At 69.1% G+C, this 24,249-nt stretch carries 29 protein-coding genes and 2 pseudogenes; 23 read left to right on the forward strand and 8 right to left on the reverse strand.

The annotated features are described in order from the left end of the window. The first annotated feature begins 121 nt into the window (after window positions 1–121). From ABEA10_RS50515 to ABEA10_RS50595, 17 genes are all read left to right on the forward strand, one after another. Complete coding sequence (locus ABEA10_RS50515) at window positions 122–772, forward strand: hypothetical protein (protein WP_345475869.1); 651 nt, start codon at window positions 122–124, stop codon at window positions 770–772. A 36-nt stretch (window positions 773–808) separates the two neighbouring features. Then, complete coding sequence (locus ABEA10_RS50520; protein WP_345475870.1) at window positions 809–1,894, forward strand: DUF5131 family protein; 1,086 nt, start codon at window positions 809–811, stop codon at window positions 1,892–1,894. Between the two features lie 31 nt (window positions 1,895–1,925). After that, entirely contained in the window at window positions 1,926–2,297 is a 372-nt protein-coding gene (locus ABEA10_RS50525; protein WP_345475871.1) for a DUF1707 SHOCT-like domain-containing protein, read from the forward strand. Then, a complete protein-coding gene (locus ABEA10_RS50530; RefSeq protein ID WP_345475872.1) occupies window positions 2,294–2,629 on the forward strand; it encodes a hypothetical protein in 336 nt (111 codons plus the stop codon). Before ABEA10_RS50525 ends, ABEA10_RS50530 begins: the two co-directional genes overlap by 4 nt. After that, complete coding sequence (locus ABEA10_RS50535; RefSeq protein ID WP_345475873.1) at window positions 2,626–2,946, forward strand: DUF4031 domain-containing protein; 321 nt, start codon at window positions 2,626–2,628, stop codon at window positions 2,944–2,946. The genes ABEA10_RS50530 and ABEA10_RS50535 overlap by 4 nt, the downstream gene beginning before the upstream one ends. Then, window positions 2,943–3,719 carry a ParB/RepB/Spo0J family partition protein gene (locus tag ABEA10_RS50540; RefSeq protein ID WP_345475874.1) on the forward strand — a complete coding sequence of 259 codons (777 nt, stop codon included), beginning with the start codon at window positions 2,943–2,945 and terminating at the stop codon, window positions 3,717–3,719. Before ABEA10_RS50535 ends, ABEA10_RS50540 begins: the two co-directional genes overlap by 4 nt. Before the next feature lie 88 nt (window positions 3,720–3,807). After that, the gene (locus tag ABEA10_RS50545) at window positions 3,808–4,818 is read left to right on the forward strand and encodes a hypothetical protein (protein WP_345475875.1); all 1,011 of its coding nucleotides are present in this window, start codon (window positions 3,808–3,810) and stop codon (window positions 4,816–4,818) included. A gap of 87 nt (window positions 4,819–4,905) precedes the next feature. Then, window positions 4,906–5,217, forward strand: coding sequence for a hypothetical protein (locus ABEA10_RS50550; RefSeq protein WP_345475876.1), 312 nt, complete (start codon window positions 4,906–4,908; stop codon window positions 5,215–5,217). After that, the gene (locus ABEA10_RS50555) at window positions 5,217–5,621 is read left to right on the forward strand and encodes an RRQRL motif-containing zinc-binding protein (RefSeq protein WP_345475877.1); all 405 of its coding nucleotides are present in this window, start codon (window positions 5,217–5,219) and stop codon (window positions 5,619–5,621) included. The genes ABEA10_RS50550 and ABEA10_RS50555 overlap by 1 nt, the downstream gene beginning before the upstream one ends. Beyond that, a complete protein-coding gene (locus ABEA10_RS50560; RefSeq protein WP_345475878.1) occupies window positions 5,618–5,950 on the forward strand; it encodes a hypothetical protein in 333 nt (110 codons plus the stop codon). The genes ABEA10_RS50555 and ABEA10_RS50560 overlap by 4 nt, the downstream gene beginning before the upstream one ends. Window positions 5,951–5,974: 24 nt before the next feature. After that, window positions 5,975–6,301, forward strand: a complete 327-nt coding sequence (locus ABEA10_RS50565) for a hypothetical protein (protein WP_345475879.1) — start codon at window positions 5,975–5,977, stop codon at window positions 6,299–6,301. Next, complete coding sequence (locus ABEA10_RS50570; protein WP_345475880.1) at window positions 6,298–6,813, forward strand: AAA family ATPase; 516 nt, start codon at window positions 6,298–6,300, stop codon at window positions 6,811–6,813. Before ABEA10_RS50565 ends, ABEA10_RS50570 begins: the two co-directional genes overlap by 4 nt. A 3-nt stretch (window positions 6,814–6,816) precedes the next feature. Further along, window positions 6,817–7,464: an HNH endonuclease family protein gene (locus tag ABEA10_RS50575; protein WP_345475881.1), complete on the forward strand. Its 648-nt coding sequence runs from the start codon at window positions 6,817–6,819 to the stop codon at window positions 7,462–7,464. 247 nt (window positions 7,465–7,711) lie between these two features. Continuing rightward, window positions 7,712–7,915 (forward strand): hypothetical protein, encoded by a 204-nt coding sequence (locus tag ABEA10_RS50580; RefSeq protein WP_345475882.1) that lies wholly within the window; start codon window positions 7,712–7,714, stop codon window positions 7,913–7,915. A 360-nt stretch (window positions 7,916–8,275) separates the two neighbouring features. Continuing rightward, on the forward strand, window positions 8,276–9,850 hold the full coding sequence (locus ABEA10_RS50585; protein WP_345475883.1) for a hypothetical protein: 1,575 nt from the start codon (window positions 8,276–8,278) through the stop codon (window positions 9,848–9,850). Between the two features lie 181 nt (window positions 9,851–10,031). Further along, window positions 10,032–10,700: a ParA family protein gene (locus tag ABEA10_RS51500; protein ID WP_425551076.1), complete on the forward strand. Its 669-nt coding sequence runs from the start codon at window positions 10,032–10,034 to the stop codon at window positions 10,698–10,700. Beyond that, complete coding sequence (locus tag ABEA10_RS50595) at window positions 10,700–11,572, forward strand: ParB/RepB/Spo0J family partition protein (RefSeq protein ID WP_345475884.1); 873 nt, start codon at window positions 10,700–10,702, stop codon at window positions 11,570–11,572. Before ABEA10_RS51500 ends, ABEA10_RS50595 begins: the two co-directional genes overlap by 1 nt. Before the next feature lie 239 nt (window positions 11,573–11,811). Here the strand turns inward: ABEA10_RS50595 and ABEA10_RS50600 are convergent, their stop codons facing one another. The 3 genes from ABEA10_RS50600 to ABEA10_RS50610 all read right to left on the reverse strand — a co-directional run bounded on the left by ABEA10_RS50600 (window position 11,812) and on the right by ABEA10_RS50610 (window position 14,463). Then, window positions 11,812–12,402 (reverse strand): hypothetical protein, encoded by a 591-nt coding sequence (locus ABEA10_RS50600; protein ID WP_345475885.1) that lies wholly within the window; start codon window positions 12,400–12,402, stop codon window positions 11,812–11,814. Window positions 12,403–12,823: 421 nt separating this feature from the next. Beyond that, a complete protein-coding gene (locus tag ABEA10_RS50605; protein WP_345475886.1) occupies window positions 12,824–13,897 on the reverse strand; it encodes an SEL1-like repeat protein in 1,074 nt (357 codons plus the stop codon). A gap of 434 nt (window positions 13,898–14,331) precedes the next feature. Then, on the reverse strand, window positions 14,332–14,463 hold the full coding sequence (locus ABEA10_RS50610; RefSeq protein ID WP_345475887.1) for a hypothetical protein: 132 nt from the start codon (window positions 14,461–14,463) through the stop codon (window positions 14,332–14,334). Window positions 14,464–14,649: 186 nt separating this feature from the next. On the opposite strand from ABEA10_RS50610, the gene ABEA10_RS50615 reads away from it, so the two are divergent. Further along, window positions 14,650–14,931: a hypothetical protein gene (locus tag ABEA10_RS50615; protein WP_345475888.1), complete on the forward strand. Its 282-nt coding sequence runs from the start codon at window positions 14,650–14,652 to the stop codon at window positions 14,929–14,931. Then, complete coding sequence (locus tag ABEA10_RS50620; RefSeq protein ID WP_345475889.1) at window positions 14,928–15,503, forward strand: hypothetical protein; 576 nt, start codon at window positions 14,928–14,930, stop codon at window positions 15,501–15,503. The genes ABEA10_RS50615 and ABEA10_RS50620 overlap by 4 nt, the downstream gene beginning before the upstream one ends. A 90-nt stretch (window positions 15,504–15,593) precedes the next feature. Here the strand turns inward: ABEA10_RS50620 and ABEA10_RS50625 are convergent, their stop codons facing one another. The 3 genes and pseudogenes from ABEA10_RS50625 to ABEA10_RS50635 all read right to left on the reverse strand — a co-directional run. Beyond that, window positions 15,594–16,349 carry a hypothetical protein gene (locus ABEA10_RS50625; RefSeq protein ID WP_345475890.1) on the reverse strand — a complete coding sequence of 252 codons (756 nt, stop codon included), beginning with the start codon at window positions 16,347–16,349 and terminating at the stop codon, window positions 15,594–15,596. Window positions 16,350–16,464: 115 nt separating this feature from the next. After that, the gene (gene sigM, locus ABEA10_RS50630; protein ID WP_345475913.1) at window positions 16,465–17,055 is read right to left on the reverse strand and encodes an RNA polymerase sigma factor SigM; all 591 of its coding nucleotides are present in this window, start codon (window positions 17,053–17,055) and stop codon (window positions 16,465–16,467) included. A 381-nt stretch (window positions 17,056–17,436) separates the two neighbouring features. Next, a pseudogene (locus ABEA10_RS50635) lies at window positions 17,437–17,664 on the reverse strand (helix-turn-helix domain-containing protein); the annotation flags it as partial. A gap of 1,255 nt (window positions 17,665–18,919) precedes the next feature. Here ABEA10_RS50635 and ABEA10_RS50640 point away from each other — a divergent pair. Continuing rightward, window positions 18,920–19,456: a hypothetical protein gene (locus ABEA10_RS50640; protein ID WP_345475891.1), complete on the forward strand. Its 537-nt coding sequence runs from the start codon at window positions 18,920–18,922 to the stop codon at window positions 19,454–19,456. Window positions 19,457–19,503: 47 nt separating this feature from the next. On the opposite strand, the gene ABEA10_RS50645 is transcribed toward ABEA10_RS50640, so the two are convergent. After that, window positions 19,504–21,354, reverse strand: coding sequence for a hypothetical protein (locus tag ABEA10_RS50645; protein ID WP_345475892.1), 1,851 nt, complete (start codon window positions 21,352–21,354; stop codon window positions 19,504–19,506). A 212-nt stretch (window positions 21,355–21,566) separates the two neighbouring features. On the opposite strand from ABEA10_RS50645, the gene ABEA10_RS50650 reads away from it, so the two are divergent. The 3 genes and pseudogenes from ABEA10_RS50650 to ABEA10_RS50655 all read left to right on the forward strand — a co-directional run bounded on the left by ABEA10_RS50650 (window position 21,567) and on the right by ABEA10_RS50655 (window position 23,065). Continuing rightward, the gene (locus ABEA10_RS50650) at window positions 21,567–22,511 is read left to right on the forward strand and encodes a tyrosine-type recombinase/integrase (protein ID WP_345475893.1); all 945 of its coding nucleotides are present in this window, start codon (window positions 21,567–21,569) and stop codon (window positions 22,509–22,511) included. Window positions 22,512–22,703: 192 nt separating this feature from the next. Beyond that, window positions 22,704–22,919 (forward strand): annotated as a pseudogene (locus tag ABEA10_RS51505) (GNAT family N-acetyltransferase); the annotation flags it as partial. Window positions 22,920–22,936: 17 nt separating this feature from the next. Then, window positions 22,937–23,065 carry a hypothetical protein gene (locus tag ABEA10_RS50655; RefSeq protein ID WP_345475894.1) on the forward strand — a complete coding sequence of 43 codons (129 nt, stop codon included), beginning with the start codon at window positions 22,937–22,939 and terminating at the stop codon, window positions 23,063–23,065. A 169-nt stretch (window positions 23,066–23,234) separates the two neighbouring features. Here ABEA10_RS50655 and ABEA10_RS50660 read toward each other — a convergent pair whose 3' ends face one another. Further along, window positions 23,235–24,197 (reverse strand): hypothetical protein, encoded by a 963-nt coding sequence (locus ABEA10_RS50660; protein ID WP_345475895.1) that lies wholly within the window; start codon window positions 24,195–24,197, stop codon window positions 23,235–23,237. Window positions 24,198–24,249 lie beyond the last annotated feature (52 nt).

The raw sequence follows: 24,249 nt of genomic DNA on the forward strand, positions 1-24,249 counted from the left end.
GCGCGAAGCCGAGCAGCTCCAGGCTGCGCTTGAGGCCACCGAGCAGCACACCCCCGCAACGACGACCCGCCCCAGCGACGCCTGACCCCGTACCGCCGGACCCGAGAACGAGGACAGCCAGATGCACACGATGAACGACACGCTGCCCGCCAGCACGACCCGCCTGCACCGCACGGAGATCCTCCGCTACGCCAAGCGCCTCACGATCCACGCGGACATCCCCGAGGCCGTCACCGCCCACGCCCGGGCGCTGCACGCCTGGATGGACGCCGCGACCGACCTCGAGGACCGCCGCGACCGCTTCACCGCGCTGCAGCACGCCGACAGCAACCGCCCCGACGACCGCACCCCCGACGACGACCCGCACCGGCTGATCTCCGAGGCCGAGGCCTACTACGCGTTCCTGCACCCCGGCACCGGTCTTGACCCTGCGCACGCGCAGGTCAGCTGGCACCACGACGAGGACGGCCACGGGCTTACCTGGCACTCCACCAGCCTCAACGGCTGGGGAGCGACCATCTGGGACTACGGGTCCCACCCCGACAACCCGCCGCACCCGGAAGGGCAGCCGTTCCGGTGGGGCGTCCGCCCCACCATGACGTTCGCCGACTACGACCGCGAGGGCCACGCCACCGACCTGGAAACGGCCAAGGGCATCGCCGAACAGAACCTGCGTGAGCTGGCCGTCGAACCGGCGACCCAGGACGAGGACCTGGCGACGGCGCTGGCCCAGATCCTGCCGGCGCCCACCGCCGGCGACGAGGGCCGGTGACCCCGTGAACGAGCCGATGCTGGCGGGTGAGCCGCGGTGAGCGACCACAGCACGATCGAGTGGACAGACGCCACATGGAACCCGGTGACCGGGTGCACGAAGCTCTCGCCGGGCTGTGATCACTGCTACGCCGAGACGTTCGCCGAGCGGTGGCGTGGCACGCCCGGCCACCACTTCGAAAACGGATTCGACGTGACGCTCCGGCCCGAGCGTCTCGACCAGCCGCTGAAGTGGAAGAAACCGCGACGGGTCTTCGTCAACAGCATGAGCGACCTGTTCCACGATGCGGTGCCCGACGCGTTCATCGTTGCGGTGTTCACTCGGATGTGGTGGAGCCCGCAGCACACCTTTCAGATCCTCACCAAACGGCACGGACGCATGCGATCGCTCATGCCCCGCATCGAGCCGCGGCTCCGGGAGATGGAACGCGACCTCGACTTGCTCGACGCCCCGACGCCGCTGCACTGGCCGCTGCCGAACGTCTGGCTCGGCGTCTCGGTCGAGAACCAGCACTGGGCCGACCTGCGCATCCCCGCGCTGCTGCAGACGCCGGCCGCCGTCCGGTTCATCTCAGCCGAGCCGCTGTTGGGACCACTCGACCTGTCCCGATGGCTGCGGCCCGTCCCCGACTGCGGCTACGTCGATGCTCAGGACGGAACCTGCGCACATCCGGCCGCGCACACCCCCGAATGCCACCGCTGGGCCGACTGCCCCGTCCGCGAAGCCGAAGACGCCTGGTCCGGCATCGATTGGGTCATCGCCGGCGGGGAGTCTGGGCCCGGCGCCCGGCCGATGCACCCGGACTGGGTCCGGTCTCTTCGCGACCAGTGTGAGGCCATCGGCGAGCCGTTCTTCTTCAAGCAGTGGGGTGCGTGGGCGCCAGACCACGAGGACGGTCGCCAGTGGCCTGAGGGCGCCGCTTCGTTCATCACCGCTTCCGGCGAGCACACGCCGGGCCCTGCACATGGCTCCCGCAGCCTTCCGATGCGCCGCGTCGGTAAGAAGGCCGCCGGCCGCCGGCTCGACGGCCAGCTCCACCACCAGTTCCCGGCGGTGGACGCACAAGTAGCCGCTACTTCTTCCAAGGAGTCGACAAGCGATGGCGATGAACGACCGCGGTGATCTTCGGCCGCGCTCGAGGATGAGGGCGGCGGTGTCTGTCACGGTCCTGGGGACCACGGTGTGCGTCGGCGCCACGATCCAGGTGCGGATGCCGCTGCTGCTGCCGGTCACCGCGGTCATCTTCGGCGGGTGGGGCCTGCTGACCGTCCTGCGCGCCCACATCACGCGGCGCAGCGCGGCCACGGCCCACCGCGATGAGGCCCGGCGCGTCGAGGCGGAGTGGCTGCGGATCGGCGACGCCGAACGTGACCAGGTCACCACCACGCTGCGTGAGCACTTCAGCGCCGGGCGGCTGAACCCGACCGAGCTGGAGGAGCGCCTGGCGGCCGCGCTGGAGGCCAAGACCGCCGTCGAGCTGGCGCCGCTGCTGGCCGACCTGCCCGCAGACAGGCCAGCGCGATGACCGCGGGCACCGTCTACCTGCTGCACTTCGACATGCCGTACAAGCACGCCCGGCACTACCTCGGGTGGACCGACGACCTGCCCGCCCGGCTCGCCGCGCACCAGGCCGGTCAGGGCGCCCGGCTGCTGGCCGTGGTCAAGGCCGCCGGCATCGGCTGGCAGCTCGCCCGGACCTGGCCCGGCCCGCGGGCCCGCGAACGGCAACTCAAACGCCAAGGCGGCGCGTCCCGGTGCTGCCCGATGTGCGGCGTACGGCCCCGGTGTTCTGTCGCCATGCCGGAGCCGTCCGCCGACACCACCACGCCCGAGGAAAGGAAGGAGACCCCGAGATGACGGTCTACGTCGACGACGCCCGCATCCCCGCCACGGTCGGCACCCTCACCGCGAACTGGTCCCACCTGTTCGCCGACACCCAGGCCGAGCTGCACGAGTTCGCCGCCGGTATCGGCCTGCAGCGGGCCTGGTTCCAGCCCGGCACCGCCTACGGCGACCGCCCGTCGCCGTACTGGAACTACGCGGTCACCGACAACAAACGCCGCCAGGCGATCCGCGCCGGCGCGCAGTCGGTCACGGCCCGCGAAGCGGTCCGGATCATCCGCCGCCGCGCCCCCCAGGCCGCCGCGGCGGCCGGAAAGGACACCACCCGATGACCACCATCAGCCACGAGGGCGCCACGGCCGCCGGCGCGCAGACCCGCCACGCCATGGTCATACGGACCGCGTTCGTCCACCCGAACCCGGCCAACGTCCGAGACGACCTCGGCGACCTGTCCGAGCTCGCCGACTCCATCGCCGCGCACGGCATTCTGCAGCCGCTGCTGGTCCAGCCCCATCCCGACCGCGGCGACGGTGAGTATGAGCTGCTGGCCGGGCACCGCCGCCTGGCGGCCGCCCAGCAGGCCGGCCTCACCACGGTGCCGGTCATCGTCCGCCCCGCGGTCGACAGCGCCGAGGCACTGGAGCTGATGCTGGTCGAGAACGTCCAGCGCCGCGACCTGAACCCGATGGACAAGGCCGAGGCGATGGCCGAGCTACGCGACCGCGGCTACACCAACACCAAGATCGCCCAGCGGACCGGGATCACCGTCTCCACCGTCTCCTACTACCTCCAGTTGATGCGGCTGGCGCCGGAGACCCGCGAGCGGGTCCGCTCCGGGAAGCTGTCGGCGGCCGACGCCGTGAACGCGGTACGGACCGTCCGCCGCCAGGACCGGGAGAAGCGCACCGGCAGCAGCATCAATAACTACGAGTGGGAACCGGACTACCTCGCCGGCACCCACCCGCTGGCCAAGAAGGCCCGCAAGCTGTGCGACGCCCGCGACCACGGGATGCGCCGGCGTATCGGCAAGACCGCCTGCGGTCAGTGCTGGGAGACCGTCATCCGCCAGGACGAACGCGTCGTCATCGAGACCGAACAGCACTGACCACCTGAAACCAGCTCCGGCGCCTGTCGCCAAACACCACCGGAGCCCCGAACAGCACCACCGTCATCGACCGAAGGAGCCACCCGGAATGTCCCTGACCAGCATCATCGAGCGCCGCAAGGCCCAGCGCCGCTACTTCGCCACCGACGGCCCGGCCCACGCGATCAGCCGCCGCCTGCACACCAGCGCCGACCCCGCCACCCGCGCCGGCCTGCTCGACGCCCTGGCCGACATCGACGCCGAGCTGGCCCGCCAGCACCCCGCCGCGTGGGGCCCGGACCCCATCGAGCACGAGAACGGCCGGGACATGGCCGAGTCCCTGGCCTCCTCCGCGAGCCTGCTGCGTCACCTGGCCGACACCGAGCGGGCCGTCGCGGCCGCCAGCTGGACCCCCGCCCGCGACCTGAAGGCCGGCGGCCGCATCTGGTGCGAGGACCGGTGGGCGGGGCTGCAAACGGTCACCACCGGCTCCGGCCCGGTCCCGGGCGTCGTCCACGCCCACATTGGCCCGCACGGCCCGACGCGGGTCTTCGGCGAGAACGACCTGGTCCGCACCGGCGGCCCGGACCTCACGTTCGTCGACGTCGCGGCCACGTTCGGCCCGGCCGTCTCGATCGCCGAGATCACGTTGTGGACCGAGCTGTCCCTCACCGCCGACCGCGACGCCCGCGCGGAGCTGATCGATCAGATCGCGGACCACGCGGCCAGGCGCGTCGGTGGGCAAGCCGCCGAGTCGCTGGTGTCCATGGCCGTCGCCGAGCGGGACGTGGCCGCCGGCGCCATCGACGCGCCGCACCCCCAGATGCCGTCCCGGGCGAGCATCGCGGTGTTCTTCGTCGTCATCGGCGCGATGCTCGTCATCCCTTCGCACCCGGTGTGGGCGCTGATCGCGCTCGGCTTGCTCCTGGTGGGGGCAGCGGCGGGCCTGGTCATCTCCGCCGTGGGGTTGCGGCCCGACTGGGCGACCGTCTGGAGCTGCGAGCAGACCGGTGAACGGCTGGGGTCGGCCGCGCACGTCCGCGCCCAGGCCGCCCGGTGCCGTCCCGGCTCCTGGCGGATCCTGCCCCGCATCGTGCGGCGGACCGACGCGACGACCTGACCACAGAGCGGGGCTCCGGCGCCTGTCGCCAAACACCGCCGGAGCCCCCTTTTCCCGAACAGATCACTTCATCGAAGGGACCCGTCGATGACCAGCATGACACCCCACCACGACGCCACGCTCACCCTGGTCGTGAACGTCCCCCGCCACATCCAGCAGGCCCGCAGCGGGCAGGAGGACGCACCCAGCAGCGGCGGCGGGTTTTTGGCCCTCGCCGTCCTGGTAGCCGTTCTGGTGGTCGCCTACCGCATCTCGGTGCACCTGCACCCCTTCACCAAGTGCTCGACCTGCCGAGGCAGCGGCAAGCACTTCGGCGCGGTCTTCAAAAGCGCCCACCGGCCGTGCGATGCCTGCCGGGGCACCGGCCGCAAGCCCCGCCGCGGCAGCCGGGCCCAGTGATGAGCCGTTCCAGCCGCATCCGGCAACGCTTCTACGACCCGTCCGGGACCCGGTACGGGATCCCGACCTACCCCTGGCAGCTGGCGCCGCCGCACCTGCTCACCCGGCGCCAGCTCGCCGCCTGCAGCCCGCCCCTGCGTCCCGGAGGGCAGCCGATCGCCGCCCAGGTGCTGTGGGTCTCCCGACGCTACGCCGGCCACCCCCGCACCCGGGTCGCCTACCTGTACGACATCAGCCTGGCCAAACCCAAGCGCACCGCCTCCCCCGCCCAGCGCGAGGCGATCGCCAAGGCCATCGCCGCCCGCCGGATCTGCCGTGGATGCGGCGTCGACCGCGGCTACCAGCCCGCCCGCCGCCTCGGTGTCTGCAACGACTGCGCGGCCAAGGACGGAGCAGCCGCATGACACCCGAGCCGACGCACTACCGACCCGAATGCGGATCTCACCTCGGCATGCTCACGCACGAGATCCACGGCGAACCTCCCTGCGGCCAGTGCCGGCACGGCGAGGCCGTGCGCCGGCTTCAAGCCGAACTTCTCTCTCCCGTCCCTGAGGCGGTGTGGCGGGTCCCGGTCACCGCATCCCAGGCGGCCGAGCATCGCGCGCAGCTCGCCGCGGCACTCGGGGTCAAGGACCGAGACGACGCCTGGACCGGAAACGACGACCTGCCCGGCGAGAGCGCCGACCGCCGCGAAACCCGCCGCCGGCGCGCCACCGTCGGCGCCCGTGCCTGAACTACCCGAAAGAAGGCATCGACGATGACCGCCGACACAACCTCCCGGCCCGAGACCGCCGTCGCCACGGTCCGCCAGGCTCTCACCGCCGCGCGTGCCGCGGCCAGGCCCAATCTGGGCCAGCTCGGCGAAGAGACCGCTGGCATGCGCCGCTCAGACCTGGCGGTCCTCATCGACGAGATCGATGCGACTGTCGGCCTGATCGGTGAGGTCCTCACCAGCGCCGACAGCGTCGAGGACTGGCTTCCCGACGGCCAGACGCTTCTGAGCGAGGCCCTCGCCGGCCTGGATCACACCCGCCTGGCGCTGGAGGAAATCCACAGCGGCCTCGCCCCGGTCACGAGCCGATGAGCACCGACGTGCTGAGCGAGCTTCGGGCCGATCCCGCGCTGATCGTCTTGATCGGCGTCGCCGGCGCCGGCAAGTCCACCCTCGCGGCCGGCTGGGGTCCCACCCAGGTCCTCAGCCTCGATGCGCTCCGCGGCGCCGTCAGCGACGACGACTGCGACCAAGACGCCACCGCCGACGCCGTGACCGTCCTGCACACCGTGCTGGCCGCACGGATGCACCGGCGGCTCACCACCGTCGTGGACGCCACCAACCTCACCACCGACGCGCGGCGGCCGCTACTTGAGCTCGCCCGCGCCAACCACGTGCCCGCCATCGCGATCGTGCTCACCACCCCGCTGCCGGACTGTCACACCCGCAACGCCACTCGGCCCGGCCTGCACGGGGCCGCCCGCTGGGGCCGCCGCGTGCCCGTCGACGTCGTCGACGCCCAACACTGCCAGCTCCTTCAATCGATCCCCCACCTGCACACCGAAGGCTTCGCCGAAATCCACCTCGCCGGAAAGGACGCCTGAGCCATGCCCTGGCACCAGTCACCTGTCACCGCCCGCCTCACCGCGGTGGCCGCCGTCACCTCCTCCTGCCTGGCGCTCACAGCCTGCAGCGCCGGCAACGCCGACTCGGCCCCGGCCGACCCGCACGGCCAGCTCGCGCACCTCCGCATCGCCGCCCCCGGATCCTCGGCGGGCTACAGCCGCGCACGGTTCGGCACTGGCTGGGTCGACACCGACCACAACCACTGCGACACCCGCAACGACATCCTTGCCCGTGACCTGACCAACCTCCGGCGCCGCGGCCAGTGCACCGTCACCGCCGGAACCCTGCACGACCGCTACACCGGCAAGACTCTGACCTTCCGCCGCGGCAGCGCCTCCGCCCTGGTCCAGATCGACCACATCTACCCGCTCCACCGGATGTGGGTGATGGGCGCCGCGCAGTGGTCGCTCGCCCAGCGGGAGAAGGCAGCCAACGACCGCCGGAACCTGCTCGCCGTCGACGGCTCCGCCAACGAGGCCAAGGGCGACCAAGGACCGGCCGAGTGGATGCCGCAACGCGAGGAGCGGTGCGGCTACGCCACCCGCTACATCACGGTCGCCACCGCGTACCGGCTGCCGATCACCACAGCCGACAAGACCGCCCTCGGACGAATGCTCGCCACCTGCTGACAACAGCCCGGACCGGCTCCCGGTCCGGGCTCTCTTACGGCCAGCAAGTCACACCAGCCACAAGGGACACCATGCATACAAACGCCACGGCCACCGGCATAGCCGGCGGTGAGCTTCGGGTGATCGCGAGTTCGAGACGCTGCGGAGTCATGGCAGCACGACACGCCGTAACCACAGTTCCTTGGTTCCGGATTCAGAATCCGATAGGACTTGGGCCCGACGATCGTGAGCGTAGGAGGGATCGGACATGCCGAGACCGAGCAAGGGCGTCAGGAAGCCGTGGACTGTCAGGCTGCCGATGGCCCTCAACACCACGGTCGTGGATGCGGCCGCAGCAGCAGGCTACGCCCACGTCGGCGACTACATCGTGGACGTCGTGTCGATGGCCCACGCGGCAGGCATCCACCCTCAGCCACAGGTCCGCCAGGAGCGCCTGCCCGTCGGCGCCTAGCGCCGACCAAAGGAAATCAAGGAGATCACCACGAGGTAGCCACACGGCGCCGGGGAGCGCCAGCACCACTCCCCTAAAACGACTCGAGGACCCGTCGCGGATTTGCTTGGCGGCTGATCGCGAGGGCCCTCGTGAAACACCCCGACCGGCCGGGCTTTCGCATGCCCGGATGCTCGGGGCCTGAGTCTGGAGGACAGCATAACTGATTGCCCTCCGGCGAGTCCCATATGCCCGGGTGCGGGCGCGTCACACAGCGCTGACGCGGACATCGCCGGATCTACGCACACCCTTTACCTTGCGCTGAACGCTGCTGTCCCGCCCGATGAGGACCGGCCGTTGCTGGGCCCACGGATGCGCGGGATGCCCGCCTACGACGGCGGCGACCGGCCGCCTCCGACCAGCCTGGGTCCCGATCCGGCCGCCGTGGTGGCAAGGTGTCGTGCGGCGGTGGCCGCGTGGTTCGAGCGGATCAACAACGCTTTCGTCGCGGTGGCGCTGACGGCGGTGGCGGCCGCGGCCCGGTACAGCGCCACGGTGCCGCGTCCGGCAGCGCTCGGGTCGGAGTTGTTGCTGCCGGGGATGCGACGCCGGCCTTGGCTGCGCCTGGTGCGGCTGGTGACCGCCCGCGCCGTCGAGGAGTTCGGCCCGGCCCGGCCCGGCCCGAAGGCCGACAAGCGGATCTCGGACCTGAAGGACGCGGCCGAGGCCGAAGCCGAGGTCGGCAAGCTGGCGGCCGAGCAGTGGCGGCGTGCGTTGACCACCCGCGCGGTGCGGCACATGACCGGGTACCTGACCTCGGCCGCCGGGGCGGACGCGGCCGGGCGGATCCCCAACACCGGCCGGTTGATCGCCTCCTACGCCAAGTGGCATCGCGTGTCGGAGACGACGGCGTATCGGCACTGGCAGGTGGTCCGCGAACTCGGCCTGGTCCGCCAGACTCAACACTCGGCGCCGGGCGAGCACGCCCGCTATGTGCTGTGCTTCCCGCCCGCCCAGCTCCCCGCCGACCTCCCCGCCGGCGACCTGTCCCCGCAACCCATGGACCTGGACGCCCACGTCCGCGACTGGGACGACCACGCCGGCCAGGCCCTTGAGGAGACTGCTGAGTTTGGGCTCGTCCGCTATGGAGCGGCCACGTCCGCACGGAGGGCCACCACCACCCCCACGACGGTCACCGGGTCGGACGGAGCCTCGCTGGCCAGCACCGATACCGATCTCGACTCGCTTTCTGCCTATTACTGCGAGGCGTTTCCCCTATACGCGAAGGCAAAGAACCCCTCCACACCCACGCGAGTCTTTGCACATCCACGCCGAACACCGAACCGACGGGGAGGACGGATCAGTGACGACGAACGGACTGCCGCACTGGGTGTTTTGTCCGATTGTGTAGACCGGTGGGTAGCCCAGCGTGGCCCACACCGGCTTCCCACCGACGCCGAGCTGGACCGGATGGTGCCGCTGCTGGTGCTCGTCCTACGCCACACCCCGCCGTCCGAGGTCATCGAGCTACTCACCCACCAGGTCCGCTCAGCCGACAGCCTCGCCGGTGTGCTCACCTGGCGGCTCGGCAGGACCCTGCGGGCCCTGCGGGCCAGGTTCGACCGGCCCGTCGACGAGGACGGGCAGATTTACGCCGCCACGGCGGCCCTGCGGGCCGCCGAAGGCGCCGAACGACACGCTGCCACCGCCACTGCCCGCCGACACGCCCGCCAGCAGATGCACGCAGGCATCACCCGGGCCAACACACGCCACAAACACACCAGCCTCACAGGTGGCCTCACGATTGAGTGGGCCACCGAACCCCCCGAGGCCCTCCCCTCACCGCTCCCAGCCGCCGTCGACGCCGAGGAGACCGCATCCCGTCGGCGGTACGCCCTGGCCCTGCAACGGGCCCGTCGCCAAAAGATCACCGACGACGAAGAGGCTGTGGCATGATCGTCCCAGCCCAGCACCCTTACAATGTAAAGACGGCAACCTGTGACTTCCCGGGACGACACCCACTCTTTACCGCGGTAAAGAGTCTCGTCTTCCGCATGCCCACTAACCAGCCGGCTGTCGGTCTGGGAAGATGCGAACGCCCGAAGTACCGCTAACACGGGAAGCATACGGAGCGTTCATGTCATCAAGCGTCCTCGTCGTCTCGACAGACCCCCAAGGCTCGGCGATCTGGTGGGCAGATCGCGTTGGCGACGCCAAGCTGCCCTTCGACTTCACCCAGGCACACGACGACCCCGACGGCATCGCCAACCTGAAGAACCTCGGCGCGCAAATCCACGTCATCGCGAACCAGAAAGGCGGCGTCGGGAAGACGACCACCACGGTCAACCTCGCCGCAGTCGTCCACGACACCCTCGGCAGTGCGGCCTCCGGCTACAAGCACGTGTTCGTCGACACTCCCGGCAACCTGGAGAACGAACACATCCTCGCCGCCTGCCTCGACATCGCAACTGACGTCGTCATCCCCATCCCTCCCGAGCCGCTCGCCTTCGACGCCACGGCCCGAACGATCACCATGGCTATCCAGCCGAGGGGCCTTTCGTTCCGGACCTTCATCAATGCCTGGGACCCACGCGACGGCCGTGCGGACCTCGAAGAGACAGAGGCGTACGTCGACGCCAAGGGCTGGCCGCGGGCTCGGTCCATCATCCGTCGGTACAAGATTCACACGCGCGCGTCCGCGGAAGGCGTCGTTGTCACCCAGTACCCGAAGAACCGGATCGCGATGGAAGCCCGCGAAGACTACTTCCGCCTCGCCCTCGAACTGGGCTACGGGGGCGGTCGGTGATGGGGCAGAGAGTCAGGCTTTCCTCGCTCGCTACCGCGCCCGTCGAGGACGTACCAGGCGGCGGCACGGAAGTCGCCAAACTCCGGCCAGCGCAGATCGCGGCAACCCCACTCAACCCGCGGGAAAACTTCGGGGATGCTGACGAGCTGGCCGAGCTCGGCGAGAGCATGCGTGTCCGGCAGCTACAGCCGGTCGTTGTCGTCAGTCGCGCCGCTTACCTGAAGCTTTGGCCCGAGCACGCCGACCACGTTGGCTCGGCCGAGTACGTCCTAGCCAATGGAGAACGCCGCTACCGGTCAGCTCTCCACGTCGACCTCAAGGCCCTCGAGGCGGTCATTCGTGACGAGGTCGCAGAGTCTCGCGCGGCCTTCTTGGACGCCCTGCTGTCCGAGAACATCGACCGCAAGAACTTCGACCCGGTCGAGGAGGCCCTCGCCGTCGAGGCCATGGTTCAGGAGTGCGGGTCGGCGAAGGTCGCCGCTGAACGCTTTCGGCGGCACGAGAGCTGGGTGTCACAGCGGCGGGCGCTGCTGAAGCTGGCGCCGGCGATTCAGGCGCGTGTCCGGGCCGGAGACGTCCCGGTGCGGGTCGCCCGGTCAATCGCGTCGCTCCCCCCCGAGGAGCAGGAAGCAGCACTTGCCGAAGCGTCGAAGCCTTCCCCACGGCCGCGACAGCCACCCTCAAGCGAACGGGTCGAAGGCGGGAACCGCGGACGCGACGACGCAGACGGCACGGGGGTCTTTACCGCGGTAAAGAGGAACGGTGGTGGGGTCCCCTGGGAGTCACCAGAGGCGGTTGCCGATCTCATTCGGCGGCACCTCACCCCTGAGGACATCAAGGCGCTAGTCGCTCTCCTCGGCGCGCCAGAGTAGCCCCCGCCGACCCCTGTCGAACAGCACAAAGCCCCCGCCGTGTAGGCGGGGGGCGACAGTGCGGGAGTGGCCTGCGGCCCGTCCTGCGATAGCCGGATTGATGAAGGGGGGCCAGCTAGTCGCTGGCCCCCCTTCGCGTGCCGCTGGCCATCGCGGCCAGCGGGCGTTGGGGGGAGACGGCCGCCACGTCAGCCGCCAGCTCGTGGTGGCCTGTCTCCCCCCGGCTTGGGGATCCGGCCTCAGTTCATCGGCTGGAAGGGAGAACGCCGGTGGGGGAGTGGCGGGAGCCAGAGCCAGGCACGGGCGCGGGTCTCTTTGATGGAGACCCGAAGGGGCTGATAGGCCTCGGCTTCGATGAGTCCGCTGTGCCTGGCGTCGGCGAACAGGTGGTCGGACACGATCAGGGCGAGGTCAGCGTCGGAGTTGACGGCGGCCTTCTTGAACGTGGTCGCGTCCAGTAGCCGGAAGAGGTGGAGGGCTGCGTGGCCGGCGATTCCGTGGGGGTCGCGGTGGATCTGGCCGGTGTGCACGGCCATGCGGAGCTGTAGATGCGTGAGGGTGCTGGCCATCTGATTCCGGCGGCGAAGGCCGGCCAGAAGATGTTGGGCGAGCGGGTCCATGAGGGCCTCGGCGGGGACGCACGGTGGGGCGATGACGAAGACGCCGTCACCGCGATCCTCCCGGTACCAGTTTTCCCAGACGGGTGAGACGGAAAAGAAGGCGTCGCCGATCAGCTCATACATTGCCTGTCGGAGGTAGAGCTGGATGTCGTTGCCGCGGCGTTCGTCTCCGAAGTGGTTGATGTCGAAGGCGACCAGGGCGGTGCGCATCGAGGGCCACATAGGTCGGCGAGTGGGAGAGGCAACCTCGCTCGGTCGCTCGTCGGGTCGGATGGTCATGTCAGCCCGTCCGACATTGCCGGGTCGGCCCAGAACCCGATGAGGGTCTGTGAGCTGAGGTCCTCGACTGGTACGTCGCGCGGCAGCGCTCGACCGGTGTGCAACGACCAGGTATCAACGAGCAAGTTACTGAGGGCTGTGTCGGCGCGGCGCTGGAGCGCATCTGCTCCAGGGGGCACCAGGGGGATGACACCGAGGCAGGGCATTCGGAACGAACTCCTTCGCATGAGGGGGTGCGGCGGGCGGCGGTGGAGTTCACGATGCCGGGGTGCGAACTGGTTGGCGGCATCTCCGACGGTTCGTGACACATGAGGACAGCGCCGTTCCTCCGGTGTCGGCCGGGGCACCGGCCTCAGACCGCGGATAGGCCGAATGGTGGCGTTGCCTCCGGATCGTCGATGGGGAAGAGCTCGTCCGTGTACGCCATCGATGACAGGCCTTCAGGGCGAGGCGGGGCGAACGTCTCGCCGAGCAGGGTTCGATGAATGTCCTCGAAGCGCGATCTCGCGTACTCATGGCCGCCTTCCGCCGCCACGTTGAACCAGTAGGTGGCCCGCGTCGGCTCATCGGCTTCCGTGAACAGCACGCCGAGCTCGAAGGCTGCCTCGGCGTGACCATGCCGGGCCGCACGCTCGTAGAAGATCTGCGCGACCTCGGAATCTCCTGCGGCGAAGGCGAAAGATGCCAGCCTGTGCGCATGCTCGGCGGCCGCTTGGATCGGGTCGTCGGCCTCGTTCAGTCTGGCCGCTCCGAAGTGGTCACTACGGAGCGCCTTCGTCAGCCATGCGAGCGCCTCCCGGGGGTGATGCCTTTCCAGGTAGAGCAGGACGGCCACACGATAGGCAGCGTCGGGATCGTGGTCATCATCGGCGGCCGCGAGCAACGTGAGTCCGTACGGTCCGAAGGAGTCGTAGAAACGTTGCTGCGTCAGCGTCAGCGCCTGCCGCTGTTCGTGCTCGGCCCCAGGCGCAGCGGGCGGTGAATCGTCTTGCTCAGCCGGCTCGGTCAGTATCGTGCTGTCGGTCGGACCAGTGTGGGCAGGCCGACGGTCTTCGAGGATCTGTGCGGGTGTATCAGCGCCGAGTTTCCGGAAGCGCCGAAGACGATCATGCCATTCGCGCAGCCCGGCAGGCCCCGGATCTTCGCTGAGGATCCCGGACATGAACGCGAGCCGCTGGAGGGACAGGATCAGCGAGGAGGTTTGATCCGTCGCTGGCAGGCCTTTCCGCTTCCCGTGTATGAGGCCGTGGGCGGTCGTGCGGCTCAGCGACGGCAGGTCCCGATACTGCTCTCCGTAGAGTTCGGGGAGCTGCTTGGAGATCTTCTCTATCACCCGCATACTCGGTGTGCCGCAAAAGTCCCAGTACTCCAGTATTTGTGCGTAGTAGACATCGCGCAGGGTCCGGTCGGGGGTCTCGCTGGCCATGTTTCTCTTCACTGATCGTTAACGGGGGAGAGAGAAAGGATCTCATCCCGAGTGCATGCTTTGCTCTCGTGTTTGGCGTCTCAGATCGTCCGTGGTGAGGAACCTTGCTGCTCAGAGGCCTGGTCATCCCTGTCCCAGATCGTCCAACGGGGTTGACATTGGAGAAGAGGGTCAGTCCAGAAGGCTGATCAGATGCCTGAAATATTCACAGGCAAGCGATTTGCGTCGGCGCCTATGTGACATTCTCCACGCATAGATTTACAAATCGATTAGATGTGTAAAGTGTCCCGGTTTGCGTAGAATACCGAATAGTATTCGATCTTGCTAAAGCTCGACTTTCCGTCTCTGTGCGTAAGAAACGCTGATGCTCACAACCCAGAGCGGTTGGGGCGAGGACCAAGTTCGTTGACCGTGATGCAGAGGCCGAGCCCTCCTTACAGGTAGCCGTGGAGGCTGCGCCGGTTGCCGGTGTAGGCGTAGCGGCGGCGGGCCAGGACCTCGCCGATGGTGAGGCCGATGTCATCGGCGAAGTCGGCGAGCAGGCGGGTGGCGTGGTCCTCGGCCATGTAGGCCGGGCGATCTCCAGTGTCAGCTCGCCGAGGCAGTCGGCGACGGCGAAAGCCCCGCATGGGCACGACGGGTCAGGCCGCCAACTGTGCGCCACAGGTCGTGATTCGATACGGCCAGCACTGTACCGGCACTGGCACAAAATGTTATGTTGGTGATACACGATTGGTGGAGCGGAGGCCCGAGTGGACACAAGCCGTACGCCCGAGCAGCAGCAGGCCGATGCGGTCAAGGTGCTGGCGGCCGAGGCCGCGTCGCTGTCGGAGGCACGGCGGGCGGTCGAAGGCTGGACCAAGCGCGTCCGGCGGGCGGTTCTGGCTGCCCGTGCCGCTGGCGTCAGCGTCCGCCGCACGGCCGAGGTCGGCGGTGTCTCGCCCAGCACCGTCACTGAGTGGGAGAAGGTGGCCAAGCGCGGCGATGACGCAGGTCTGGCCGAGACGACCGACAAGGCAGGGAAGCCGTCATGACCAACAGCACCGACCCGTACGCCGAACTGGCCCGTGACGTCGAGGCCGCGCTACGCGACGCCGGGCTGAGCATCGCTGGCGAGACCGGCGCCGGAGTTGGCATCGACGTCGCCGACGAGGGTCCCGACCGCGAACGCGTCGTGATGCTGATCTGGGCCACCCGGGACGACGGCACCGGTGAGGAACCCCGGATTCTGCTGCCGGCGGTGGCCGAGGTACTGCGCCAGCGCGGGTTCGCCGTCGAACGGCACCCGATCGGCGCCGCGTTTATCGTCACCGGCCGCGCCGAGGCCCGGCCCGCCAACCCGCGTGAGGACTACGCCCGCGAGGTCGTCGCCGCGCTCCGCCGCGTGGTCAACACGGAGGAGGACTTCCCCGGCTGGCTGGCCGGAGTACTGGCCACCGTCGCCTCCTGCTATGAGAACGGCAGCCACGTCCTGACCGCCGGGCGGCCCGGCTCGTGGGAGGCTGGCCACATCGCCCGGCTCCTGGCCGGAACGGTCGGCGAGGACGACGAGATGCTCGACCACTACGCGACCGCCCCCGGCGGCCCCCGCGACGGCCGCGCGTGACGAGTCGGGAGGAGAAGCCGTGAGCGTGTTGACCGCTGCAGAACCAGCGACGCAAGACTGTCCGCCTCCGGGGCCTGCAGCTGTCGAGGCTCAGCGGGCGAGTGCGGCCTTTGCGGATGCGTCCTTGCAGGTCTTGCAGGGCTTGAGGGACGCCATTTCCTCGGCGGTCGCGATGCGGGGTGTGTTGAGGATCTTCCCGGAGCTGTCGAGGTAGAAGTGCCCACAGCCGAGGCGGTGGCGCTGGCGGGCTGATTCTCCGCTCGGGGTTCCGTCTTCGAGCCTGACGGGCTCGTAGATGACGTTGATGTCCGGCCAGTTGCCGTGAGTGCGGTCGAACCAGCCGATGAAGTCTTGGACGGTTCCGATCTGGCGCACCCGGTCGTGCAGTGCAGTCTGGTCGTGGCCGGGGATGAAGTCCTTGCCGGCGGGGGTCGTTTCACCGCAGCCGCACAGGCACGGCGTCTGTTCTTCAGGGGCGTCGTAGTAGCCGATCGGGTTGCGCTGCGGTGGGATCGGGGCTGGCTTCCCGATGTAGGCGTCGTAGACCGGGTGCCCGGCGGCAAGGACCTGGCCGTGGATCACCGATCGCCGGGAGCCCTCACGGCTGCCAGAGGTGGCCGCGACCGGCGCGATGTGGTTGATCTCTACGGCGAGGACGCCTACGCCGTCAAAGGTCATCAGAGCGAAGTGTTCTCTGTGGGCGCGCTCGCCGAGGTGCCAGGCGCCATGACTGGCGTCGTAGAGCGCGAGCGGGCTCATGGTCGGGCTGTAGCCGATGCGGTCTCGGCCAAGGTCGTCGTCAGTCGGGTCGACGATCCGTTCTGAGCCGAGAGTGATCACGATCATGCTGCCTCCTGAGTTTATACCTGGGGTGTCGGGAGCTATAAAGTATCCACTGTCGGATACTTTGACAACCCGGGGTGGCAACTTATGGAGCCAGGGAAGCTGGCCTCGGAGAAGCTCAGGTGTTGTCGCTGATTTCGGTGGTCTTGAGGTGCTTGAGCAGCGGGGCCAAGCGGGCTCGGCCTCGTGCGCACCGGCTTTTGACCGTGCCCGGCGGGACATCCAGGACGCGCGCCGCATCGTCGGTGGTGTACCCCATCATGTCCACCAGGACCAATGCTGCCCGTTGCTCGAACGGGATGAGCCGTAGCGCGTCGGAGACCTCCACCGAGACTTCATGCGCCAGCGTCGAGTCGATGTTGTTCGGGGCGATCGACTCGAGCGTCGCGTCATCGCCCATGGGCACGACCGGCCGGATCGAGCGTCTGCGTAGCCGGTCGAGGCAGGCGTTGACGACGATCCGGTGCAGCCAGGTCACCACACTTGCGTCGCCGCGGAAGCGGTCGGCCGCTCGGTAGGCCGCCAGCAGTGCTTCCTGCAGCGCGTCGGCGGCCTCATCGGCGTCACCAAGCGTACGCATCGCAACCGCCATCATCCTGTCGTAGTGGCGGCGTACGAGTATGGGGAACGCGTCCGGGTTGCCCTCGGCGTGGAGAGACAGCAATTTCTTGTCCGGCGCCGTCGCGAGCTCGGCCGGACCTTCCAGCATGGCGCTCACCACGGTGCCGGTGAGCTCGGGGGCTTCATGCGCCTTCAGCGACGTCCATGCCTGTTCCCACGCCTGGGCCTCCTCATCGGTGAGCCCGCAGGCGCGTACGTACGCCGAAAGCAGTTCTCGCCGCCGCGGAAGCGTTTGCCGACGTAGCGCCTCGCTCACCGTGGCCGGAGGTAGCAGGTATCCACCCGAGCGCTCGTTGAGTGTCTTCAGCGACGGATTGCCCGCCCATGCACGTAGCCGCCGCATGAGCATCGTGAACTCTTCGGGAGTCGATGCCGTAGCGGGGTCAGGCGGGCCGGCCGGTCCGGCTTCCTCCTCGGGAGGCTTACCTGCTGCGGCGCATGCGTCTTCCCACAGATTCCGGACCTGTTGGGAATCTCCACCACAGGTGGTTACGAAGGCCTGCGCAACCCGCCAGGTCGGCACCGTCTCTCCGGATGCCGCACCACGCAGCGTCGAGATCGCCAGCCCCGTCTCGGCCGCCAACTCACGGTAAGTGAGTCCCTTCCGCCGGCGCAGCTCACGCAGCTCACTGGCGAGCCGGTACAGCGGACCGGCGGAAGGGACAAGCGGCTGCTCTGGTCGTCCAGCACCAGGCATCTGCGGAGTGCTACCGATCCCTCAGACGTACGTTCATCGATCGGGTGACGAACTCGGTAGCGATGAGACCCGCACCACCCATGACCGCAAGGGCGGCCCCGGTCGGGTAGCCGTGAGCGATAAGCCAGAAGACTCCCACCGTCACGACGATGAGGATCACCACGGACTCATGTGCTCGCCTGAGGGGGACCGAGCCGGGCGCCGGCAGCTCCGCTGGAGAGGCGTCGCGCGTGATTAAGGCACGCAACACCGCGCGTATTGGGAACGACACCGTCAAGCACCTTTCTTTCAGCCTTGGCGTGAGACGAGGACTGCTGGGAGCCGCCTTGCCGGTCTCGTGGTTACCGCCACATAAGCCCGTAGAGCTACTCCCACCCCACACTGTGGACGAACGGCCAGGGCCCGGTAAATCGTCTGAGATTGTTCGGTGGCGTTCGGGTTTGGCCTGCGAGCCTGGGAGGACCTCCCGGAAGGACATCCGTAAAAATACGTATCCGCGCGACCGGCGGAGCCGGAGCTCCGCAAGTCACTCACGCAGGTCACAGCGCGTTCGTCCTGAAGAGCCGTCGGCCCGACCTCGACGTGATGGGGCCATAGAGACGTCAACAGCGTCTAAGGGGCAGCAACGCGTGGGTCCGCAGGCACATCTTCGGTTCATAGGCGTGAGACGAGGCATGAGCCAGGACATACGAAGACGGCCTCCTGTTACCGCAGGGGGCCGTCACCTCTTAGTCTCCATACCCCCGCCCACCTTGCGGAGGTGAGCGGGGGCAGGCCGGCTTCCGCCGGCTTACGGTCTATTGGCGGCCGTTTGAGACCCTCCGACGGCCTTTGGCCGAAGGGCCTGCCTATTCTCATCTCGCCCAGTGCCGTCCGCGTGCCCACTCGGTCGCGGCCTCGGCGGGCGGCGCGTACAGACCTTCGAGGAGTTCACCTCTGCAGGACCGGCCGAAGGTCTCCTGCTGCGACGGTGAATGTCGCGGCGAGAAGGACCGTGGTGATCTGCTCCGGAGTCCAGCGGGCCAGCAGAAGGATGGCGATGACGACCACGGTCGCTGCGGACAGCCGGGAGCGAGGCGCTGCAGCGGGTCCAGCCCAAGTACGGCCAAAACCCACACTCAGATGATCTTGATCCCTGGCGGCTCGCCACCTGCGGCAACGGTTGCCGGCCTGCGCGTGAAGTGCCCCTGTTATCTGTGGGGCCCGCATCCGGACACCCTGCCACCCGCCCACCCCCCGCACGCGTCCAACTCGCGTGAACTACCCACGAACCCTCGCCATCCTTGCTGCCGTCGCCATCACCGCCACCGGATGCTCCAAAGCCGGCGACACGGCCGAGCCCGCCACGCCGCCGCCCGCAGCCGGGGCCGTGCCATCGACCGCGCTGGCGAGTAGCGGGGTCGAGCCGCACACCGAAGCGGCTGTCCGCGCCGCCGCGACCGAGGAGTTCGACAGCTTCGCGGCCGGGGACTACGGGGCGACCTGGGACCTGTACTACACCAAGGCCAAGAAGCTCATCTCCCGCGCGGATTACATTCGCTTGTTCAAGCTCTGCCCGGACCCGGCCGCCGGGGCGAAGTTCCAGATCGAAAAGATCACCCTCGACAGTGCGTACGAGGCACATGTGCGGGTGAGTCGCCTCGGCCTCGCCGTCGCCTCCTACGTGTTCACGTACGAGAGCGGTCACTGGAAGTTCATCCCCGATGCGCGGGCGATGAGCGACTACCGCACCAAGAGCGTCGAGCAGATGGCGCGGGACCAGCGGGCGCAGGGCGGCTGCGGGAAGAGCTAGCAGGGGACCAGGCCGACGCGCCGACCTGGTCATCGAGGGGCGGCGGCTTATTGACGCTCGCCGGTCTGGTCGCTGCCCCCGGGCGGCAAGTCGTGGCGTGCCCAAGCGAGAACGTCGGCCCACCGTAGCCGCAGCGGTCCCTCGGTCGTCGTGATGATCTCGCTCAATTCGCTGTCGTAGGGGGCGCGGAACTCATCGTTCAACCCCAGGGGAATGGCGCAGGCGACGCGCACCAGAGCCTCGTACAGCTGGCTCGGGCCGCCTCCCGCGTAGCCCCAGGTGAACCCGCCGAAGATGGTGCTTCCTGGTGGGGCCGGGACGAGGTCGGCGCACAGGCCCTCGGCGGTGCGGGTCAGGGCCAGGACCGGGCCGTAGCCGCGGCCTTCGTCGTGGTCGCCGGCGATGATCGTGGTCTCGTTCCACCCGGAGGGCAGGCCGGTGGGCCATTCGGCGATGAAGTCCAGTCCGCCGGCCCGGGAGGGTACCAGTGCGATGATCCGGTCGGCATGATCGACGAGCAACTCGCGTACGTCGTCCGGGGCGTGGTGGCCGTACTCGAGGAGGCGGCGCCCGCGCCGAGTGTTCCAGACATGATCCGGGTCCGGGTGCCGTCGTAGCGTGCTGCGCCATTGGTCCGCGGCCTCGCCGTCCATCGTCCCGGCCTCCACGATGACCGCATCGACGGCCAGGTTCGGGTCGATCGACTCGGCGGCGATGGTCAGCAGCGCGACCGCGTGCGCGAGGGCGTCGCCTTCGCCGTCGTCGTCGGCGGGCAGGTTCGCCTCGGCGTGGCGTAGCTCTGCCAGTTCGGCCGTGATCTGCTCGGCGGGCAGGTCGGTCACCTTGGGCAGCCCTGCGAGCTCCAGTTCGAGATCCAGCGGCAGGGCGGGTGCGGCCGGGCGGGCGACCAGGTACCAGCCGGGGCCGCGTTGCCGGGTCTGGGCGTGGATGCCGCGGACTTCGGCGAGGGTGGCGGTGGCGTCGGCGGCCAGCAGCGCGAATGCCGCCGGGTGCGAACCGGCCAGTTTCCGGTGCGCGGCCTTGAGCCGTTCCAGGGTGGGCTGCCAGGCCGAGGCGGTGTCGGGCACGGTGAAGGTGCCGGAGTAGGCGCGGGCCCGGTCGATCGCCTCGCGTCGGCAGGTGCCGCGGATCCAGGTCGGCATCGGTGTCCCGATCACGCGGGCGACGTCGGTCGCTTCCGGGCTTCCGTAGCCGCGGACTGCGGTGGCGTGGGGGCGTGGGGGTGGCTCGGGCGCGATGGCGGCCGGGCGGCCGAGCAGGCGGCCGACGCGTTCACGCAGGGTTTCCGGTCCCGGGGAGATGCCCTCGCTGTCCGGTGCGTCGGTCTCGTCGATGCTGAGCTGGTACATGTTCAGCACGATGTCGGGTGGATCTTCGAGCGCGTTAGGCCGATACGGCAGGCCGGAGTCGACCAGGACGAGGGTGTCGGGCCAGAATCGCGGCGCGACGACCTGTGCGGCCGCGCGCGCCTGGAGGGCGTAGTCCAGGCCGCGGTCGCCGGGCTCACCGTCGACCTCGCGCACGTAGACGAGGTGGCCGTGCTCGGTCCCCCAGCATTTGGCGAAGACCGCCGCCGTCCTCGCGCCCGGATAGGGGACGAATTCGACCATGCCGTGGAAGAGCTCCTCGGCAGTGGCAGAGGCGTCGGGTACTCGGTAGATCCAGACGGCGTCGTCGGCGACCTTGCGGTCGGTGGTGCGGCACCAGGCGTCGATGGTGGCGGCGTTCCACAGCGGCCGACCGTCGGCGTCGTGAAGATCGGGGGCGGGCAGTCGTCCCTCGGCGTTGAGGGCGCGCGCGCGGGAGGAGGCGAGTCGGGCGCGCCGCGCCAGCTGGGCGAGCGTATGCGGCTCGACGGGTGAGCGGTTATGGCTCATAAAAGATCCTTTGCGATCGACGCTATTGCGATAGTACATGCCTGGGAGTCAAAAGCGCTCGGGCTATAGGTTCTGCTCCTAATAGGGCGGGCGGCATTGTTGCGGGATAACCTTTGTTATCTGGCAAAATGGCCGTCGGACGCCCGGCGCGAGCTGGGCGGGCGTCCGACGGCCGGCGCGGTTCGTTTTCCAGTTATCTGGCAACTTTGAGGATGGTGGGCGTGGATCCGATCGTGACCGAGCGGCTCGGGCTCGAGCATCCGCTCACGCGGCATCTGTCCGATTTCCTCACCGACCTGTCCAACGCCGGCGCCTCGGTCAACACCATCCGCGGCTACCGCAGCGACCTCATCGCCTTCGCCGCCCACCACGGCGAGGAGATCGGCGAGCTGACCGCCGCGCCGGTCCGCGCCTACCTGAGCGAGATCGCCGGCCTGGCGGCCACCACCCGCAAACGCAAACGCGCCGCGGTCGCCTCGTTCTGCAAGTGGGCGATCCGCCACGACCTCCTCGACGCCAACCCGATGGACCGGATCGACACCATCCGCCCACCCAAGACCCTGCCCCGCCCGGCCGCGGCCGCCGACGTCGCCAAGGTCTTGAACGCCATCTGCAGCCGGCGCCCGCGCAAGGACCTGCCACTGGACCGGCTGCGTGACCGGGTGCTGTTCGAGACCGCCTACGTCTGCGGCGCCCGCGCCGCCGAGGCCTGCGGCATCTACGTCGAAGACCTGGATCTGCGCTTGGATGATGAGCACGCCCGCATCCACGGCAAGGGCGGCAGCGTGCGGACCGTGCTGCTGGACGACCGCGGCTACCTCACCCTGCTCAAGCTGTACCTGGCCCGGGTCGGCTACACCCACGGGCCGCTCTTCCGCGCCTCCATCAACGGCAACGGCGGGCCGCTGTCCTACGACGCCGCCCACCACCGGTGGACGCGCTACTGCACCGCGGCGGGCGTCGACATCGACATCCACCAGCTCCGCCACGCCCACGCCACCGAACTCATTAACGCCGGCGTCTCCATCGAAGCCGTACGCCGACGCCTCGGCCACGCCTCCACCGAAACCACCCAGCTCTACACCCTGCTCGACGACAAGATCGCCGACGCCGAAATCCGCGCCGCCCGCCGCCGACGCGACCGAGCCGCGCGCTGAGGAGACGACATCCCCGCCGGCCTCCCGGCCTTCGGGGATGTCGTCTCCTCCCAAGCCAGCTCGCTGGCCCTGGCGCCCACGCCCCATGAACAGGAGAGCGACATGTCCGGCGCCCCCGGTACGGCCGGACCACCGCAGTACGTAATCCGCCGCGCGGCCGCCGCCGACCTCGACTGGATAAACAGCAACGACATGGGGTGGTCGCTCGTCGAGCACGGCGGGCACCGCGCGCCCTACTCATTGGATGAGGCATGGACGGTGCTGATCGCCGACGATCCGAGAGGCGCGAGCCTGGGCTGGATGTATGTGGTCGACGCAGGCGACCACCTCACCGCGCAGCTGCTGTACGTGGACCCGCACCACCGACGCCGCGGAGTCGCCCGCGTCTTGATGGAGTACCTGAAGGCCACTACCAGGGGAAGATCGTGCTGGGCGCGTGGGATCGCGGCCTGTTCCAGATGTGGACCGCGCTCGGGTTCGTCTACCAGCCACCGGCCGAAGGCGAACGGCCAGGCGACCTCCGCGGCAGCCTGGTCCGCCCGCCGGTTCAGTGACCCACCTTTCCACGGCTGCCAGCTCTCGCGGGCGAAGCCAGACCGGCCTGCGCCCCTCGGCCCGTCTGACACCCGCCTCCTGCCCGCCACCGACCGAGAGCCGGGCCTCCATCAGCCGCCTCATCCTCGACCACGTCGGCGCCGATGAACTCCGTTGGAAATTCCGCCATTACTGGTCGTCAGCATGGGGCAGCAGGGTCTGGGTGGAACGGTCGGCGGTCCAGTCGGTCGTGTCGCCTTGGGCGCTGGTAAGCCGGACCGCCAGGTGGGAGTCGTCACCGATCTGGGTAAAGACCACTAGGGCGCCTAGCCCGGCGGTGCGGCCAGAGCCGTAGAGGTATCCGGTGCCGCGCAGCGTGCCGGCGGCCAGCTCCACCGGCTGGATGTCGACATGTACCGCGCACACCAGCCGCAGCGCAAGCAGCGGAAGTAACTGCGGCGAGGCACCTTGGCGCTGTAGGTAGGGTACGGCGGGTTCGAGCTGGCCGGTCGGGTAGCGGGGCTGGTTGACCTCCACGATTACGTACTGGTCGCCCTGCTCGGCTGTCGCGATTCCCGAGCGCATGTCGGCCTGATCGAGGGTGGAGCGGACCAGATCGGCGACATGTCCGAGTTGGCGGCCCTCGGCGTCGAACACGACATGGTCGGCGGTCAGGTCGACCGCGTGGGTCTGCCCCTCGACCTCGGTCACACCGCGCAGCGAGGTGAGGTCCTTGTAGGTCATGTCGCGGAATTCGGCGCGATGGGCTCGCAGCTGGGCGAGGGGACCGTCTTCGGGGATGGGTTGCCCTGGAGTGACGGCCTCGATGTTGTAGTGGCGGGCTTTGGCGGCGGCGGCCGCGGTGAACCCCGAGGCCGACACCAGCACCAGGCGATCGGTGGGCAGGTCGTCGTGCTTGGCGCGCATCGCCTCGACCCAGCCGACGTCGTCGCGTCGGGCACGATCCCGGCACTCCACACCGATCAATACCGGGTGATCCGCCACCTTGGTGCTGATCAGGACGTCGACCTCGCGGCTCTGCCCGGTAACCCGGTCGGTGAGGCTCGCTGACTCGCTCACCGTGGCCTCGGCGGCCAGGTGCCGCTCCACGAAGTACACAACCGCCTGGAAGTCGTTGGAACGCGCGGGCATCTGGCCACGATAGGCGCGTCCACCGACACCGGGCCCGCAGCCGCACCGGGCA

This window comes from Actinoallomurus oryzae (genome assembly GCF_039541955.1).
In the GTDB taxonomy this organism is placed as follows: domain Bacteria; phylum Actinomycetota; class Actinomycetes; order Streptosporangiales; family Streptosporangiaceae; genus Actinoallomurus; species Actinoallomurus oryzae.